General features: G+C 56.5%; 17 protein-coding genes and 3 tRNA genes. 11 read left to right on the forward strand and 9 right to left on the reverse strand.

Annotation, left to right across the window (positions count from 1 at the left end; all coding sequences use genetic code 11):
• Entirely contained in the window at positions 1 to 1140 is a 1140-nt protein-coding gene (gene queG / locus OQV00_RS24200; RefSeq protein WP_211843846.1) for a tRNA epoxyqueuosine(34) reductase QueG, read from the forward strand.
• 271 nt (positions 1141 to 1411) lie between these two features.
• On the opposite strand, the gene OQV00_RS24205 is transcribed toward queG, so the two are convergent.
• The 3 genes from OQV00_RS24205 to OQV00_RS24215 form a co-directional block, all read right to left on the reverse strand.
• Positions 1412 to 1487, reverse strand: a tRNA-Gly gene (locus tag OQV00_RS24205).
• 24 nt (positions 1488 to 1511) lie between these two features.
• Positions 1512 to 1587, reverse strand: a tRNA-Gly gene (locus tag OQV00_RS24210).
• A gap of 23 nt (positions 1588 to 1610) precedes the next feature.
• Positions 1611 to 1686, reverse strand: a tRNA-Gly gene (locus OQV00_RS24215).
• Positions 1687 to 1972: 286 nt separating this feature from the next.
• On the opposite strand from OQV00_RS24215, the gene OQV00_RS24220 reads away from it, so the two are divergent.
• Positions 1973 to 2707, forward strand: a complete 735-nt coding sequence (locus OQV00_RS24220; protein WP_004857012.1) for an arginine ABC transporter substrate-binding protein — start codon at positions 1973 to 1975, stop codon at positions 2705 to 2707.
• A gap of 38 nt (positions 2708 to 2745) precedes the next feature.
• On the opposite strand, the gene orn is transcribed toward OQV00_RS24220, so the two are convergent.
• Positions 2746 to 3291: an oligoribonuclease gene (orn, locus tag OQV00_RS24225; protein ID WP_004857009.1), complete on the reverse strand. Its 546-nt coding sequence runs from the start codon at positions 3289 to 3291 to the stop codon at positions 2746 to 2748.
• Positions 3292 to 3451: 160 nt separating this feature from the next.
• Here orn and rsgA point away from each other — a divergent pair, with 160 nt between their 5' ends.
• The 3 genes from rsgA to mscM all read left to right on the forward strand — a co-directional run bounded on the left by rsgA (position 3452) and on the right by mscM (position 8885).
• Positions 3452 to 4513 (forward strand): small ribosomal subunit biogenesis GTPase RsgA, encoded by a 1062-nt coding sequence (rsgA, locus tag OQV00_RS24230; RefSeq protein ID WP_004857004.1) that lies wholly within the window; start codon positions 3452 to 3454, stop codon positions 4511 to 4513.
• 94 nt (positions 4514 to 4607) lie between these two features.
• Positions 4608 to 5534: an archaetidylserine decarboxylase gene (gene asd / locus OQV00_RS24235; RefSeq protein ID WP_015585331.1), complete on the forward strand. Its 927-nt coding sequence runs from the start codon at positions 4608 to 4610 to the stop codon at positions 5532 to 5534.
• 24 nt (positions 5535 to 5558) lie between these two features.
• The gene (gene mscM, locus OQV00_RS24240) at positions 5559 to 8885 is read left to right on the forward strand and encodes a miniconductance mechanosensitive channel MscM (protein ID WP_015585332.1); all 3327 of its coding nucleotides are present in this window, start codon (positions 5559 to 5561) and stop codon (positions 8883 to 8885) included.
• An 87-nt stretch (positions 8886 to 8972) separates the two neighbouring features.
• On the opposite strand, the gene epmA is transcribed toward mscM, so the two are convergent.
• Complete coding sequence (gene epmA, locus OQV00_RS24245; protein ID WP_004856995.1) at positions 8973 to 9950, reverse strand: elongation factor P--(R)-beta-lysine ligase; 978 nt, start codon at positions 9948 to 9950, stop codon at positions 8973 to 8975.
• 276 nt (positions 9951 to 10226) lie between these two features.
• On the opposite strand from epmA, the gene frdA reads away from it, so the two are divergent.
• From frdA to OQV00_RS24270, 5 genes are all read left to right on the forward strand, one after another.
• Positions 10227 to 12017 carry a fumarate reductase (quinol) flavoprotein subunit gene (gene frdA / locus OQV00_RS24250; RefSeq protein WP_004856991.1) on the forward strand — a complete coding sequence of 597 codons (1791 nt, stop codon included), beginning with the start codon at positions 10227 to 10229 and terminating at the stop codon, positions 12015 to 12017.
• The gene (frdB, locus tag OQV00_RS24255) at positions 12010 to 12744 is read left to right on the forward strand and encodes a fumarate reductase iron-sulfur protein (RefSeq protein WP_004856988.1); all 735 of its coding nucleotides are present in this window, start codon (positions 12010 to 12012) and stop codon (positions 12742 to 12744) included. The genes frdA and frdB overlap by 8 nt, the downstream gene beginning before the upstream one ends.
• A 10-nt stretch (positions 12745 to 12754) precedes the next feature.
• Positions 12755 to 13150, forward strand: a complete 396-nt coding sequence (gene frdC / locus OQV00_RS24260; protein ID WP_004856985.1) for a fumarate reductase subunit FrdC — start codon at positions 12755 to 12757, stop codon at positions 13148 to 13150.
• 10 nt (positions 13151 to 13160) lie between these two features.
• Entirely contained in the window at positions 13161 to 13520 is a 360-nt protein-coding gene (gene frdD / locus OQV00_RS24265; protein ID WP_004856982.1) for a fumarate reductase subunit FrdD, read from the forward strand.
• A gap of 112 nt (positions 13521 to 13632) precedes the next feature.
• Complete coding sequence (locus OQV00_RS24270; protein WP_004856979.1) at positions 13633 to 14163, forward strand: lipocalin family protein; 531 nt, start codon at positions 13633 to 13635, stop codon at positions 14161 to 14163.
• On the opposite strand, the gene sugE is transcribed toward OQV00_RS24270, so the two are convergent.
• The 4 genes from sugE to efp form a co-directional block, all read right to left on the reverse strand.
• On the reverse strand, positions 14164 to 14481 hold the full coding sequence (gene sugE, locus OQV00_RS24275; RefSeq protein ID WP_004856976.1) for a quaternary ammonium compound efflux SMR transporter SugE: 318 nt from the start codon (positions 14479 to 14481) through the stop codon (positions 14164 to 14166).
• A gap of 140 nt (positions 14482 to 14621) precedes the next feature.
• Positions 14622 to 14768 carry a lipoprotein toxin entericidin B gene (gene ecnB / locus OQV00_RS24280; protein WP_004097935.1) on the reverse strand — a complete coding sequence of 49 codons (147 nt, stop codon included), beginning with the start codon at positions 14766 to 14768 and terminating at the stop codon, positions 14622 to 14624.
• Positions 14769 to 14941: 173 nt separating this feature from the next.
• Positions 14942 to 15073, reverse strand: a complete 132-nt coding sequence (locus tag OQV00_RS24285; protein ID WP_004856972.1) for an entericidin A/B family lipoprotein — start codon at positions 15071 to 15073, stop codon at positions 14942 to 14944.
• 103 nt (positions 15074 to 15176) lie between these two features.
• Positions 15177 to 15743, reverse strand: coding sequence for an elongation factor P (gene efp, locus OQV00_RS24290; RefSeq protein ID WP_004856970.1), 567 nt, complete (start codon positions 15741 to 15743; stop codon positions 15177 to 15179).
• Between the two features lie 40 nt (positions 15744 to 15783).
• On the opposite strand from efp, the gene epmB reads away from it, so the two are divergent.
• Positions 15784 to 16815 carry an EF-P beta-lysylation protein EpmB gene (epmB, locus tag OQV00_RS24295; RefSeq protein ID WP_004856965.1) on the forward strand — a complete coding sequence of 344 codons (1032 nt, stop codon included), beginning with the start codon at positions 15784 to 15786 and terminating at the stop codon, positions 16813 to 16815.
• Positions 16816 to 16822 lie beyond the last annotated feature (7 nt).

Genomic DNA, 16822 nt, shown 5'->3' on the forward strand with positions numbered 1-16822 from the left:
ATGTCTCAGCCCCTCGATCTCAATAAGTTAGCGCAGCAAATCAAGCAGTGGGGCACTGAACTGGGGTTCCAGCAGGTCGGGATTACCGATACCGATCTCAGCGCCAGCGAACCTAAACTGCAGGCATGGCTGGATAAACAATACCACGGCGAGATGGAATGGATGGCGCGTCACGGAATGATGCGCGCCCGTCCCCATGAGCTTCAGCCCGGTACGTTACGCGTGATCAGCGTGCGGATGAACTATCTTCCCGCCAACGCCGCTTTTGCCCGCCCCCTGAAAGATCCCTCGCTGGGTTACGTCAGCCGCTATGCCCTCGGGCGTGATTATCATAAGCTATTGCGTAACCGCCTGAAAAAACTCGGAGAGATGATTCAGGAACAGTGTGCTTCGCTCAATTTTAGACCGTTTGTCGATTCTGCGCCCATTCTGGAGCGCCCTTTGGCGGAAAAAGCCGGGCTTGGCTGGACCGGCAAGCACTCGCTTATTCTCAACCGCGATGCCGGATCGTTCTTTTTTCTCGGCGAACTGCTCGTTGATATTCCGCTCCCTATCGACAGCCCGGTGACGGAAGAGTGCGGCCGTTGCGTGGCCTGCATGACTATCTGCCCCACCGGCGCGATCGTCGAACCCTATACCGTGGATGCCCGTCGCTGTATCTCTTATCTGACCATTGAGCTGGAAGGCGCCATTCCCGAGGCGTTTCGCCCGCTTATCGGCAACCGTATCTACGGCTGCGATGACTGCCAGCTGATTTGCCCGTGGAACCGCTTCTCGCAGTTAACGGACGAAACGGATTTCAGCCCTCGCAAAGCGCTGCATGCGCCGCCGCTGATAGAACTGTTTGCCTGGAGCGAAGCGCATTTTCTGAAGGTGACGGAGGGTTCTGCCATTCGCCGGATTGGCCATCTGCGCTGGCTACGGAATATTGCCGTTGCATTGGGCAATGCGCCCTGGGATGAAGCGCATCTGACGGCACTGGAAAGTCGCCGAGGTGAGCACCCACTACTCGATGAACACATTGAGTGGGCGGTCGCGCAACAAATTGAGAAACGTAATGCCAACGTCATTGAAGTGCAGTTGCCGAAGAAACAGCGTCTGGTCCGGGTGATTGAGAAAGGGTTACCGAGGGATGCCTGATTCATTCACAGGCTGTGAATAAAAACAAAAATACATTGCGTTTCAACACGCAGACGTTCGTCAAGTGATCGGATTAACACTTTGAAATGAAATTTATTTATTAAATATCAGATAGATAGAGAGATATCATTCAAGAAGTGAAGTTTTTCGACGTCAGGCGGCGAGCGTTTAACCTGTGGATAACTCTGTTTACAGTATTTTTCTTGCGACGGCGGAAAGCATCCCCGGTGCGATTTTGCACTGTGGATAAACTGGAGATGAGAAGAAATTTTGGAGCGGGAAACGAGACTCGAACTCGCGACCCCGACCTTGGCAAGGTCGTGCTCTACCAACTGAGCTATTCCCGCTTGGGTATGGTGACTTTCAAATTTTGGAGCGGGAAACGAGACTCGAACTCGCGACCCCGACCTTGGCAAGGTCGTGCTCTACCAACTGAGCTATTCCCGCTTGGGTATGGTGCTTTCAAATTTTGGAGCGGGAAACGAGACTCGAACTCGCGACCCCGACCTTGGCAAGGTCGTGCTCTACCAACTGAGCTATTCCCGCGTACTTCTTGCCATATTTCTACGGCGCCGTGATGTGCATTTCTGCTTCGTCACGGGAGGCGCATTATACGAGAATTCGATTTACCTGCAACCCCCCTGCGAACACTTTTTTGTGTTTTTTGTCTGAATGGACATTTTATCGCCAGACACACCGCCAAATTGTACAAATAAGCATCGGACAAGGCAAAATAACTTTTTCCAACCGCGCTAAAGGCGCAAAATCGCTCAGATTTCCGGGTCGCGATACCCGCTAACGGTCAACAACCATGACAAACAGGGAAATTCAGATGACAAGAGCGCTTTCCGTCCTGCTGCTGACCACGCTGCTTGCTGCAGGGACAGCATCTGCGACGACGCTGCATTTCGGCACCACGACGGCCAATCCGCCCTTTGAAACCGTGAATGCGAAAAACCAGCCCTCGGGGTTTGATATCGATCTGGCCAAAGCGCTGTGCAAACAGATGCAGGCCGAATGCAAATTTACCCCGCAGGACTTCAATACGCTGATTCCCGCGCTGCGCTTTAAAAAATTCGATGCCATCATTGCCGGTATTGAAGTCATTCCCATGCGCGAAAAGCAGGTTGCCTTTACCCAGCCCTATCGTCAAACGCTCTCCGGCGTGGTGGTGACGACAAAAGGGGCCGCCCACCGCTTCGCCGATCTGAAGGGCAAGAAGCTCGGCGTCGTTAAAGGCACCGTCCACCAGCGTTATTTGCACGATAAACAAAAAGGGGTCAACGTCATCGAGTATGACAATGACGCCAGCGCTCTGGCCGCGCTGAAAGAGGGGAACGTGAATGCCGTGATGGGCGACCAGACGACCCTCGACCCGTGGCTGCAGGAGAATCCTGACTACGCCATGATGGATGAGCGAGCGACCGACCCGAAATATTACGGCAAGCAATATGCCATTGCGCTACGTAAAGACGATCCGGAGCTGCTCAATGCCATGAATGCCGCGCTGGAGGTGGTTAAGGCGTCGCCTGACTTCCAGGCGATGGAACAGAAGTGGTTTAAATAAGATAGCAACGCCGGGGCCAGCTGACCCCGGCGCCGGCATTACAGCTTGATAAAGTTCTCGCGATAGTAAGCCAGTTCCGCTACCGACTCGCGAATATCATCCATCGCCTGATGGGTACCCTGCTTTTTAAAACCATCAAGGATTTCCGGCTTCCAGCGGCGCGCCAGCTCTTTCAGCGTGCTGACGTCGAGGTAGCGGTAGTGGAAATAAGCTTCCAGCTCAGGCATATATTTGAACAGGAAACGGCGATCCTGACCAATGCTGTTGCCGCAGATCGGTGATTTGCCCGCCGGCACCCACTGTTTAAGAAATTCGAGGGTGGCCAGTTCCGCTTCGCGATCGCCCAGGGTGCTGGCCTTAACGCGTTCGACCAGCCCGCTCCCGGTATGGGTGCGCACGTTCCACTCATCCATCAGCGCCAGCTGCGCATCGGACTGGTGAACCGCAATCGTCGGCCCTTCCGCCAGAATATTCAGGTGCGCATCGGTCACCAGAGTGGCGATTTCAATAATGCGATCGCGCTCAGGATCCAGCCCGGTCATTTCGAGATCGATCCAAATCAGGTTGTTTTCATCTGCACTCATGCTATTTTCCACCCATAATTTTACAATTCTGGCCCGTAAAGCTTCAGGATGCAGGCAAAGCAACGTACCAGCATCTTGCAAGATGACGGGTCGATATTCATCTTAGATAGCGTGTATCATAGAGGTTTTGCCCACTTAGGGCGACCAGGAGCCAGTCCGATTGAGTAAAAATAAACTCTCCAAAGGCCAACAGCGCCGCGTGAAGGCCAACCACCAGCGCCGCCTGAAAACGACTTCGGAGAAGGCCGATTACGATGACAACCTGTTTGGTGAAACCTCTGAAGGGATCGTCATCAGCCGCTTTGGCATGCATGCCGATGTCGAATCCGCCGACGGTAGCGTTCACCGCTGCAACATTCGCCGCACAATCCGTTCGCTGGTTACCGGCGATCGCGTCGTCTGGAGACCAGGTAAAGATGCCGCCGACGGCGTCAATGTGAAAGGGATTGTCGAAGCGGTACATGACCGCACCTCCGTCCTGACCCGTCCAGACTTTTACGATGGCGTCAAACCCATCGCCGCCAATATCGATCAAATCGTCATTGTTTCCGCGATCCTGCCCGAACTGTCTCTGAACATTATCGACCGCTATCTGGTCGCCTGCGAGACGCTGGACGTTGAACCGCTGATTGTGCTCAATAAGACCGATCTGCTGGATGCCGACGGCATGGCCTTCGTGAACGAGCAGATGGATATCTACCGCGGCATCGGCTATCGCGTGCTGATGGTTTCCAGCCGTACTCAGGATGGCCTCAAGCCGCTTGAGGAAGCGCTCACTGACCGTATCAGTATCTTTGCCGGGCAGTCCGGGGTAGGGAAATCCAGCCTGCTGAATGCGCTGCTGGGTCTGCATGAGGATCAGATCCTGACCAATGACGTGTCTGACAACTCAGGACTTGGCCAGCACACCACCACCGCCGCGCGCCTCTATCACTTCCCGCACGGCGGCGATGTCATTGACTCCCCCGGCGTTCGCGAATTCGGTCTGTGGCACCTGGAGGCGGAACAAATTACCCACGGCTTTGTCGAATTCCATGATTATTTAGGCCGTTGTAAATATCGCGACTGCAAGCACGATACCGATCCGGGCTGCGCCATTCGTGAAGCGGTAGAAAATGGCCACATCGCCGAGAGCCGTTTTGCAAACTATCACCGCATTCTGGAAAGCATGACTCAGGTACAGGTAAAAACGCGTAAAAGCTTTTCATCATCCGATGACTGACATTTAAGCTGAGCATCGTTAGAATCGTCCCCTTTTTTCAGGACCCCGCACGTTGACGGGGTCAGGAACGACAAATCATGGCCTGGAGGCTACCTTGTTAAACGATCTTAAACTTTCACTGCAATACATTCTGCCTAAACTGTGGCTCACCCGCCTCGCAGGCTGGGGTGCGAGCAAACGAGCGGGTTGGCTGACAAAGCTGGTCATCGATCTGTTCGTGAAATGCTACAAGGTCGATATGAAAGAGGCGCAAAAGCCTGATACCGCCAGCTACCGCACCTTTAACGATTTCTTCGTGCGCCCGCTGCGCGAAGACGCCCGTCCGCTGAATACCGACCCTAACGTGCTGGTCATGCCTGCCGATGGCGTAATCAGCCAGCTGGGCGCCATCGAAGACGACAAAATTTTGCAGGCCAAAGGCCACAACTACACGCTGGAAGCGCTGCTGGCAGGGAACTACCAGATGGCCGATCTGTTCCGCAACGGCACCTTCGCCACCACCTACCTGTCGCCGCGTGACTATCACCGTGTACACATGCCGTGCAACGGTATCCTGCGTGAAATGATCTACGTCCCGGGGGATCTGTTCTCCGTTAACCACCTGACCGCACAGAACGTTCCGAATCTGTTTGCCCGTAACGAGCGCGTTATCTGCCTGTTTGATACTGAATTTGGCCCGATGGTGCAAATTCTGGTGGGGGCCACGATTGTTGGCAGCATTGAAACCGTCTGGTCCGGTACGGTGACCCCGCCACGGGAAGGCGTTATCAAACGCTGGACCTGGCCGGCGGGCGACAGCGAAGGTTCCGTCGCGCTGCTGAAGGGCCAGGAGATGGGCCGCTTTAAGCTCGGTTCTACGGTAATCAACCTGTTTGCTCCGGGTAAAGTAAAGCTGGTTGAACAGCTGCAAAGCCTCTCCGCCACCCGACTCGGCCAGCCGCTGGCGACTGCCGTAGAGACGATGTCCGCGACCGCAGATGGCGTCAGCCCACTGAGCGACGCGACGCAAGACGAAGGTTAATTCCTGACAAAAAAGGGTTATGCCGTGCGCCTGATATATATTTTCCTGCTGGCCTGGAGCCTCAGTCTGGGGGCGTACGCAGCGACAGCCCCCGATGCGAAACAGATCGCTCAGGAACTGGAACAGGCGAAGGCGGCAAAACCCGCTCAGCCTGGTACCGTTGAAGCCTTACAATCTGCACTGAACGCGCTCGAGGAACGCAGCGCCTCCCTTGAGCGCGCGCGCCAGTACCAGCAGGTTATCGATAATTTCCCCAAACTTTTCCAGACGCTGCGTTCGCAGATCGGCAATCTGCCCGATGAGCCGCGCCAGGTCGCAACCAACCTCTCCACGGATGCGCTGAACCAGGAAATCCTGCAGGTCAGCAGTCAGCTGCTCGAAGCCAGTCGCCAGGCCCAGCAGGAGCAGGAACGCGCCCGCGATATCGCCGACTCGCTTAACCAGCTTCCGCAGCAGCAGAGCGACGCGCGTCGCCAGCTCAATGAAGTTGAGCGCCGCGTCGGCACGCAAACCAGCAATACGCCGCTGGCGCAGGCACAGAATCTTGGTCTGCAGGCGGAATCTGCGCGCCTGAAAGCGCTGGTGAACGAACTGGATCTGGCCCAGCTCTCGGCGAACAATCGTCAGGAGCTGTCGCGGATGCGCGGCGATCTGGCGCAGAAACAGGGCAAGCTGCTCGACGGCTATCTGCAGGCGCTGCGTAATCAGCTCAACAGCCAGCGTCAACGTGAAGCGGAGAAAGCGCTGGAAAGCACCGAGCTGCTGGCAGAGAACAGTGAAAACCTGCCGCCGGAGCTCGTGGCCCAGTTTAAAGTCAACCGTGAGCTGTCACAGGCGCTGAACCAGCAGGCCCAGCGTATGGATCTGGTGGCCTCGCAGCAGCGTCAGGCGGCCAACCAGACGCTGCAGGTGCGCCAGGCGCTGAATACCCTGCGCGAACAGTCGCAATGGCTGGGATCCTCCAACCTGCTGGGCGAAGCCCTGCGTGCCCAGGTAGCCCGTCTGCCGGAAACGCCGAAGCCGCAGCAGCTGGATACCGAGATGGCGCAGCTACGGGTGCAGCGTCTGCATTATGAGGATCTGCTCAGCAGCCAGCCGCAGCTGCGTCTGATTCGCCAGGCGGACGGCGAGCCGCTCACCAGCGAACAAAGCCGCATTCTGGAAGCGCAGCTGCGCACGCAAACTGAGTTGCTTAATTCGCTGCTCCAGGGCGGCGATACGCTGATTCTGGAGCTGACCAAGCTGAAAGTCTCCAACGGTCAGCTGGAAGATGCGCTGAAAGAGATCAATGAAGCAACGCACCGCTATCTGTTCTGGACGTCAGACGTCAGCCCGATCGGTTTTTCGTGGCCGCTGGAAATCGTCCACGACCTGCGCCGCCTGGTCTCTCTCGATACCGTCAGCCAGCTTGGCAAAGCCAGCGCCATGATGTTAACCAGCAAGGAGACGCTGCTGCCGCTGTTTGGCGCGCTGATCCTGGTGGGCTTCAGCATCAGCTCGCGCCGTCACTTTACCCGTTTCCTCGAACGCTCCAGCGCCCGCGTCGGCAAAGTCACGCAGGATCATTTCTGGCTCACGCTGCGCACGGTGTTCTGGTCGATTCTGGTGGCCTCTCCCCTCCCCGTACTGTGGATGACGCTGGGCTACGGTCTGCAATCGGCATGGCCCTTCCCGCTGGCGGTGGCGATCGGCGAAAGCGTCACTGCCACGGTACCGCTGCTGTGGGTGGTGATGGTTTGCGCCACCTTTGCACGTCCGAACGGCCTGTTTATCGCGCATTTCGGCTGGCCGCGCAGTCGCGTCAGCAAAGCCATGCGCTACTACCTGATGAGCATCGGCCTGATCGTGCCGCTGATTATCGCGCTGATCATGTTTGATAATCTTAACGACCGGGAGTTTTCCGCTTCGCTCGGCCGCCTCTGCTTCCTGCTGATTTGCGGGGCGCTGGCGCTGGTCACCCTGAGCCTGAAGCACGCCGGGATCCCGCTTTATCTCGATAAAGCCGGGAACGGCGATAATATGGTTAACCGCATGCTGTGGAACCTGCTGCTCGGCGCGCCGTTAATCGCCATGCTGGCGGCGGCGATCGGCTATCTGGCCACCGCCCAGGCGCTGCTGGCAAGGCTGGAAACCTCCGTTGCTATCTGGTTCCTGCTGCTGGTGGTCTACCACATCATTCGCCGCTGGATGCTGATCCAACGCCGCCGGCTGGCCTTCGACCGCGCGAAACATCGACGGGCGGAAATTCTCGCTCAGCGTGCTCGCGGGGAAGATGACGTCGCCCATTCCAGCAGTCCTGAGGGTTCCGCAGAGAACGAAGTGAGTGAAATCGATCTCGATGCGATCAGTACGCAGTCCCTGCGCCTGGTCCGTTCGCTGCTGATGCTGATCGCGCTGGTCTCGGTCATCGTCCTGTGGTCAGAAATTCACTCTGCCTTCGGCTTCCTCGAGAATATCTCGTTGTGGGATGTCACCTCGACGGTGCAGGGCGTTGAAAGTCTGGAGCCGATTACCCTCGGCGCCGTGCTGATTGCCATTCTGGTGCTGATTATCACCACCCAGCTGGTGCGAAACTTACCGGCGCTGCTGGAGCTGGCGATTCTGCAGCACCTCGATCTCACCCCGGGGACCGGGTATGCCATCACCACCATCACCAAATATCTGCTGATGCTGATTGGCGGCCTGATGGGCTTCTCGATGATTGGGATTGAATGGGCCAAGCTGCAGTGGCTGGTCGCCGCCCTCGGCGTGGGGCTGGGCTTTGGTCTCCAGGAGATCTTCGCCAACTTTATCTCCGGCCTGATCATCCTGTTTGAAAAGCCGATACGTATTGGCGATACGGTCACGATCCGCGATCTGACCGGCAGCGTCACCCGCATCAATACCCGCGCAACCACCATCAGCGACTGGGACCGTAAAGAGATTATCGTGCCTAACAAGGCCTTCATCACCGAGCAGTTTATCAACTGGTCGCTCTCTGACTCGGTCACTCGCGTGGTGTTAACCATCCCGGCACCGGCGGATGCCAACACCGAAGAGGTCACGCAGATCCTGATCGCCGCCGCCCACCGCTGTTCGCTGGTAATCGATACGCCGGCACCGGAAGCGTTCCTCGTCGACCTGCAGCAGGGGATTCAGATTTTCGAGCTGCGTATCTACGCCGCCGAAATGGGGCATCGCATGCCGCTGCGTCACGAACTCCACCAGCTGATTCTGGCCGGCTACCGCGAACACGGTATCGATATGCCGTTCCCGCCGTTCCAGATGCGTCTGGAAAGCATTGATGGCAGAAAAAGCAGTCGGGCGCTGACGTCGGCCGGGAAATCCAGCCGCACGGCGGGGAGTCTGTAAGACCCATCGCGCCGGTACGGCGCGATATCCGTTCCCCCATCACCACGCTTCCCTTAGCCCGTTCGGTAAGGGAAGCGGCCGGGCAAATCAGGCGCGATCGACGGTAAAGGCAATCACTTCGCCGATGCTTTCGGCGCCCAGCGCCAGCATCACCACGCGATCGACCCCCAGCGCCACGCCGGAACAGTCCGGCAGTCCGGCGGCCAGCGCATCAAGCAGATTCCGATCGATAGGCTGCTGCGGCAGGCCGCGAGCCGCTCGTTTGCGGTTATCCTGCTCGAAACGCTGCTGCTGTTCACGCGCGTCGGTCAGCTCGTGGAAACCATTCGCCAGCTCAATACCCTTGTAATAGACCTCAAAGCGCTCCGCCACGCGATGATCTTCGGTGCTGATTTGCGCCAGAGACGCCTGACTGGCCGGGAAGTGATAGACAAAGGTCGGGCGATCTTTACCAATATGCGGCTCGACGCCCATGGTAAACAGCAGCTGCAGCAAGGTATCCCGGTCTTCTTCCGTATCGGCAATGTTGCTCAGATCGAGCTTCGCCGCCGCTTCACGCAGCTGCGTCTTATCGGCCGACAGCGGATCAAGCTCAAGATGACGCAGGAACGCCTGCTGATACGAGAGGCTTTCCGCCGGCTGGCACTCCAGCACCTGCTGAAGCAAGTCATCGACTTCGTTAATCAGCCGATACATGTCATAGCACGGACGATACCACTCCAGCATCGTGAATTCCGGATTGTGGTGACGCCCCATCTCTTCATTGCGGAAGCTACGACACAGCTGGAACACAGGGCCACAGCCCGCGGCCAGCAGGCGCTTCATATGGTATTCCGGGCTGGTCATCAGATAGAGATCCATCCCCTGCGAATAGCCAGGGCCGACGAAACGGGTCTGGAACGGAAACATGTGAATATCCGTCACGGTTGCCTGACTCATGCAAGGCGTCTCCACCTCCAGCACGCCGCGATCGCTAAAGAAACGGCGAATTTCCGCCATTATCGCCGCGCGTTTCAACAGGTTTGGAATGGACGCGCTCGGCTGCCAGGTTGCCGTCTCGCTCATGTTACTTTCTCCGATTTCATACAAGGGCACGAAGTCTACTCGTAACCGTCGGGTGAAACAAATTTTGTGCGAACCGGCCCCCCTGTGACCGACGGGAAAGGTGTTGCCGAAGAGAATTCATCACCAGAACTGATAAACCGGCGCACATATTGACAAAAAAATCGAACACATCAATTTTCCCCATCAACCCTACGGCTATACTCCTTTACCTATAAAGGAGCAGTGATACTTTTTCGCCAGTCCGGCGGCGAAATATACAAAAACTGGAGGAATGTCGTGCAAACTTTTCAAGCCGATCTTGCTGTTATTGGCGCTGGCGGAGCTGGTCTTCGCGCCGCTATTGCCGCGGCGCAGGCAAATCCACATGCCAAAATCGCACTGATTTCAAAAGTCTATCCCATGCGCAGCCATACCGTTGCGGCCGAGGGAGGTTCTGCTGCCGTTGCACAGGATCATGACAGCTTTGAGTACCATTTTCACGACACCGTCGCCGGTGGCGACTGGCTCTGCGAGCAGGATGTCGTCGATTACTTTGTCCACCACTGCCCCACGGAAATGACCCAGCTTGAGCAGTGGGGATGTCCGTGGAGCCGCCGTCCGGACGGTAGCGTCAACGTGCGCCGCTTCGGGGGGATGAAAATCGAACGTACGTGGTTTGCCGCCGATAAGACCGGCTTCCATATGCTGCATACCCTGTTCCAGACCTCCCTCCAGTTCCCCCAAATCCAACGCTTCGATGAACACTTCGTCCTCGACATTCTGGTCGACGATGGTCAGGCCCGTGGCCTGGTGGCGATGAATATGATGGAAGGTTCGCTGGTCCAAATCCGCGCAAATGCGGTGGTTATGGCGACCGGCGGCGCGGGACGTGTTTATCGCTACAACACCAACGGCGGCATCGTTACCGGCGACGGGATGGGCATGGCGCTGAGCCACGGCGTACCGCTGCGCGATATGGAGTTTGTTCAGTATCACCCAACCGGCCTGCCCGGCTCCGGTATTCTGATGACGGAAGGCTGTCGCGGTGAAGGCGGTATTCTGGTTAACAAAAATGGCTACCGCTATCTGCAGGATTACGGCATGGGTCCGGAAACGCCGCTGGGTGAGCCTAAAAACAAATATATGGAGCTCGGTCCGCGCGACAAAGTCTCCCAGGCCTTCTGGCACGAATGGCGTAAAGGTAACACCATCCCGACGCCGCGCGGCGACGTGGTCTATCTCGACCTGCGGCATCTCGGTGAGAAAAAGCTGCTTGAACGCCTGCCGTTTATCTGCGAGCTGGCCAAAGCCTATGTCGGCGTTGACCCGGTGAAAGAGCCGATTCCGGTCCGTCCGACCGCCCACTACACGATGGGCGGCATTGAAACCGACCAGCAGTGTGAAACGCGGATTAAAGGCCTGTTCGCGGTTGGCGAATGTTCTTCCGTCGGCCTGCATGGCGCCAACCGCCTCGGCTCCAACTCGCTGGCAGAGCTGGTGGTATTTGGCCGCCTCGCCGGTGAACAAGCGATGAAGCGCGCCGCACAAGCCGGTGAAATGAACGTTGCGGCGCTGGATGCGCAGGCCGCCGATGTAGAAAAACGACTGAAAGATCTCGTTAATCAGGAAGGTAACGAGAACTGGGCGAAAATTCGCGATGAAATGGGGCTGTCGATGGAAGAAGGCTGCGGTATCTATCGCACGCCGGAACTGATGCAGAAAACCATCGATAAGCTGGCGGAGTTGCAGGAGCGCTTTAAGCGCGTGCGCATTACCGACAACTCCAGCGTCTTCAACACCGACCTGCTCTACACCATCGAACTGGGCCATGGCCTGAACGTTGCCGAATGTATGGCGCACTCCGCTATTGCACGTAAAGAGTCACGCGGCGCGCACCAGCGCCTGGATGAAGGCTGCACCGAACGTGATGATGTCAATTTCCTCAAACATACGCTGGCTTTCCGCGATGCAGATGGCACCACACGCCTGGAGTACGGCGAGGTGAAAATCACCACTCTGCCGCCGGCGAAACGCGTATATGGCGCAGAAGCGGAAGCAGCCGAGAAGAAGGAGACGGCAAATGGCTGAGATGAAGAACCTCAAAATTGAAGTGGTGCGCTACAACCCGGAAGTGGACGCCGCACCGCACAGCGCGTTCTATGAAGTGCCTTATGATGAGCAAACCTCGCTGCTCGACGCGCTGGGTTACATCAAAGATAACCTTGCGCCGGATCTCAGCTATCGCTGGTCCTGCCGCATGGCGATCTGCGGTTCCTGTGGGATGATGGTCAATAAAGTGCCGAAACTGGCCTGTAAAACTTTCCTGCGCGAATACACCAAGGGCATTAAGGTTGAGGCGCTGGCCAACTTCCCGATTGAGCGCGATCTGGTGGTCGATATGACCCACTTTATCGAGAGCCTGGAGGCCATTAAGCCCTATATTATTGGCAACCCGCGCACACCGGATCAGGGGCCAAACAAGCAAACTCCGGCGCAAATGGCCAAATACCATCAGTTCTCCGGCTGTATCAACTGCGGCCTGTGCTACGCCGCCTGCCCGCAGTTTGGTCTTAATCCGGAGTTTATCGGCCCGGCGGCCATCACCCTCGCCCATCGCTACAACGAAGACAGTCGCGACCACGGCAAGAAGGAGCGCATGGCGCAGCTTAACGGTCAGAACGGCGTCTGGACCTGTACCTTCGTGGGCTATTGCTCGGAAGTCTGTCCGAAGCATGTCGATCCGGCAGCCGCCATTCAGCAGGGCAAGGTAGAAAGCTCGAAAGACTTTCTTATCGCGACCCTGAAACCACGCTAAGGAGTGCATGATGACGACTAAACGCAAACCCTACGTGCGGCCGATGACGTCCACCTGGTGGAAAAAACTGCCGTTTTATCGCTTCTATATGGTGCGTGAAGGAACCGCAGTGCCAACGGTATGGTTCAGTATCGTGCTGATTTACGGTCTGTTTGCCCTGAAGCATGGCGCAGAAAGCTGGGCTGGCTATGTGGGCTTCCTGCAAAACCCGGTGGTGGTGGTCCTGAACCTTATCACCCTGTGTGCCGCCCTGCTGCACACAAAAACCTGGTTTGAGCTGGCGCCGAAAGCCGCCAATATCATTATTAAGGGTGAAAAAATGGGGCCAGAGCCGGTGATTAAAGGGCTTTGGGTGGTGACCGCGCTGGTGACCGTGGTGATCCTGTTTGTTGCCCTGTTCTGGTAAGGAGGCTGAAATGATCAATCCCAACCCGAAACGTTCCGATGAACCGGTATTCTGGGGGCTGTTTGGCGCAGGTGGCATGTGGGGCGCGATTGTCGCTCCGGTCATGGTGCTACTGGTCGGTATTCTGCTGCCGCTAGGCCTGGCGCCAGGCGATGCATTCAGCTACGAACGCGTGCTGGGCTTTGCCCAGAGCTTTGTGGGCCGCGCCTTTATCTTCCTGATGATCGTCCTGCCGCTGTGGTGCGGGCTACACCGCATCCATCACGCCATGCACGACCTGAAAATTCACGTTCCGAATGGTAAGTGGGTCTTCTACGGCCTGGCCGCGATCCTGACCGTTGTGACGCTGATTGGCGTGTTATTCATTTAACCTCCCTGAAGCCCGGTAGCATTCTGTTATCGGGCTCTCTTTTGCAGAAAATATCCCCACTTTTCTCCAGACAGAATCTACACTTAGCTAAAAAGCCAGCAAGGAAAATGCTATGCGTGTGCTGCCTGTTATTGCGGTTGTTGCCGCCTCGTTTCTGCTTGTTGCCTGTAGCACGCCAACGCCGCCACCAGGCGTAACGGTGGTCAGTCCATTTGATACCCAGCGCTATCTCGGCACCTGGTATGAAATAGCCCGCTTCGACCATCAGTTTGAAAGTGGTCTTGAAAAAGTGACCGCCACCTACAGCCTGCGCGATGATGGCGGACTAGATGTGGTAAACAAAGGCTATAACCCCGACCGGGGCATGTGGCAGAAAACCGATGGCGTGGCCTACTTCACCGGCCAGCCGACCCGAGCAGCGCTGAAAGTCTCCTTTTTCGGCCCTTTCTACGGCGGCTACAACGTGATCGCCCTGGATAAAGATTATCGCTACGCGCTGGTCTGCGGGCCAGACCGCGATTATCTCTGGCTACTGGCCCGCTCGCCGAAAGTCTCACCGGAAGTGAAACAGCAGATGCTGGACATCGCCACCCGACAGGGCTTCGACGTCAGCAAACTTATCTGGGTTAACCAGCGCTATTAGTCAGTGCGCGCTGATTTTCAGCCCGATAATACCGACAACGATACACGCCAGGCTGGCAATACGCATGGCGCTGGCGGACTCGCCCAGCAGGACGATCCCGGTGATCGCCGCGCCTACTGCGCCAATTCCCGTCCACACCGCATAGGCGGTGCCGACAGGCAGCGTTTTCATCGCCCATGACAGCAGCGCCATGCTAAGTACCATAGCCACAATCGTGATCACGCTTGGCACCAGGCGACTAAAACCGTGGGTGTATTTCAGACCAACCGCCCAGACCACTTCCAGCAGACCGGCGATAAACAAGATAAACCAGGACACAAAACCCCCTTGATGGGGCCGTCCCCGAATGCGATACGCTTACAGGTCGTCCCGTAAGGTGTGGATGAAAGCACGGAGATTATAACCAGCAGCAGGGACGATGGAAAGAACGGTACGGCCAGTCACCGTACCGTCAGGGTCTATTGCTGAGCTTTTGTCGCAGCCCCAGAAATGGCACTGCCGCCTTCTGAAATATCCTGACCCACACCACGTGTTGTATTACATGCGGTCAGCACAGAAGAGAGGGCCAAAACCGTAAAGAACGCTGCAATTGCTTTTTTCACCATAATGTCATCCTTATTACCAGTTTTAGTTATCGTGCCCTATAAGCATAGACAACCTGACCCAGGATGGCGGAATCTCAGCGTTTTTTAAGAGAAAAGGAGAGAATTAGCGGAAGGTGTAAGCGAAACGGTACAGCGAAGCGGTGATCAAAGCAAAAGATCGGCCAAAAAGGCGCTTAGCTGACCGCACGCGAAATCGCATGCCCCAGCCCCTGGATGTCTTCGCCAACGCCGCGGGCGGTATTGCATCCGGTAAGCAACGTTGCGCTCAGAGAGAGCACCAGCAGAAGTTTTATCGCGTTGTTCATCTTCCCTGCCTGCGGTTAATGACCTGCGGTTTCCCTAACGGCTATTTCCTTAACGGCTATAGCAGGCGCAGCACGCTGCTGCGCCAACCCTCTATGGCATGAATTACTTCACGCGGGATACGTATTCGCCAGAGCGGGTATCCACTTTGATGACTTCGCCAATCTGAACGAACAGCGGAACTTTAACCACTGCGCCAGTAGACAGCGTCGCCGGTTTACCGCCGGTACCTGCGGTATCGCCTTTCAGGCCTGGATCGGTTTCCACGATTTCCAGCTCAACGAAGTTCGGCGGGGTGACGGAGATAGGCTGGCCGTTCCACAGGGTCACGATGCACTCAGCCTGATCCAGCAGCCATTTTGCGTTATCGCCTACGGCTTTCGCATCGGCAGCCAGCTGCTCGAAAGTGGAGTTGTTCATGAAGTGATAGAACTCACCGTCGTTGTACAGGTAGGTCAGGTTCATATCAACAACGTCTGCGCCTTCGGCGGAATCGGTAGATTTGAAGGTTTTCTCTACGCGAGTCCCGGTCAGCAGACGGCGCAGCTTAACGCGGGCAAAAGCCTGGCCTTTGCCTGGTTTTACGAATTCACTGGCTTCAACGGCATAAGGTTCGCCGTCCATCATGATTTTAAGACCGGCACGAAAATCGTTGCTATAGTAAGTCGCCATAAGGCCCTCTAAATTTGTTAATTGGTAGCTAAGCCACAAAATGGCGCATATTGTAACCCTAAATACCCCATCCAGAGAAGATTGGTTAACGCAACTTGCAGATGTTGTGACCAGTCCCGATGAACTGCTGCATCTTTTAAATGTAGACGCTGACGCGAACTTGCTGGCGGGACGCGAGGCAAAACGCCTCTTCGCCCTGCGCGTGCCGCGGGCATTTATCGCCCGTATGGAGCCGGGGAATCCCAACGATCCCCTGCTTCGTCAGGTACTTACCTCGCAAGATGAGTTTATTTCAGCACCGGGTTTTTCCACCGATCCGCTGGAAGAACAGCACAGCGTGGTACCCGGTCTGCTGCATAAATACCGCAACCGGGCGCTGCTGCTGGTCAAGGGCGGCTGCGCGGTAAATTGCCGCTATTGCTTCCGCAGACACTTCCCTTATGCCGAAAATCAAGGCAATAAGCGTAACTGGCAGGCGGCGCTGGAGTACATTGCCGCGCATCCGCAGCTCGATGAAATTATTTTTTCCGGCGGCGACCCGCTGATGGCGAAAGACCATGAGCTGGACTGGCTGCTCACCCAGCTGGAAGCTATCCCGCATATTAAGCGTCTGCGCATTCACAGCCGCCTGCCTGTCGTCATCCCGGCGCGGATTACCGATGCGCTGGCCGCACGCTTTGCCAGCTCATCGCTGCAGGTGCTGCTGGTCAATCATATTAACCACGCCAATGAAATTGATGCAGATTTCCGCGCTGCGATGGCGCGCTTGCGTCAAGCCGGTGTCACGCTGTTGAATCAAAGCGTTCTGCTGCGCGGCGTCAACGACAATGCACACACGCTGGCCGCTCTGAGCAATGCCCTGTTCGATGCTGGCGTCATGCCTTATTACCTGCACGTGCTGGATAAAGTCCAGGGCGCGGCCCATTTTATGGTCGAAGATGAAGAGGCCCGGGCCATTATGCGCGAACTGCTGACGTTGGTTTCAGGTTATATGGTACCAAGACTGGCACGGGAAATCGGCGGTGAGCCAAGTAAGACGCCGCTGGATTTGGGCTTAAAACAACATTCGTGAAAAGGTC

Source organism: Klebsiella sp. DY2415 (assembly GCF_026314315.1).
Lineage (GTDB): Bacteria > Pseudomonadota > Gammaproteobacteria > Enterobacterales > Enterobacteriaceae > Klebsiella > Klebsiella ornithinolytica.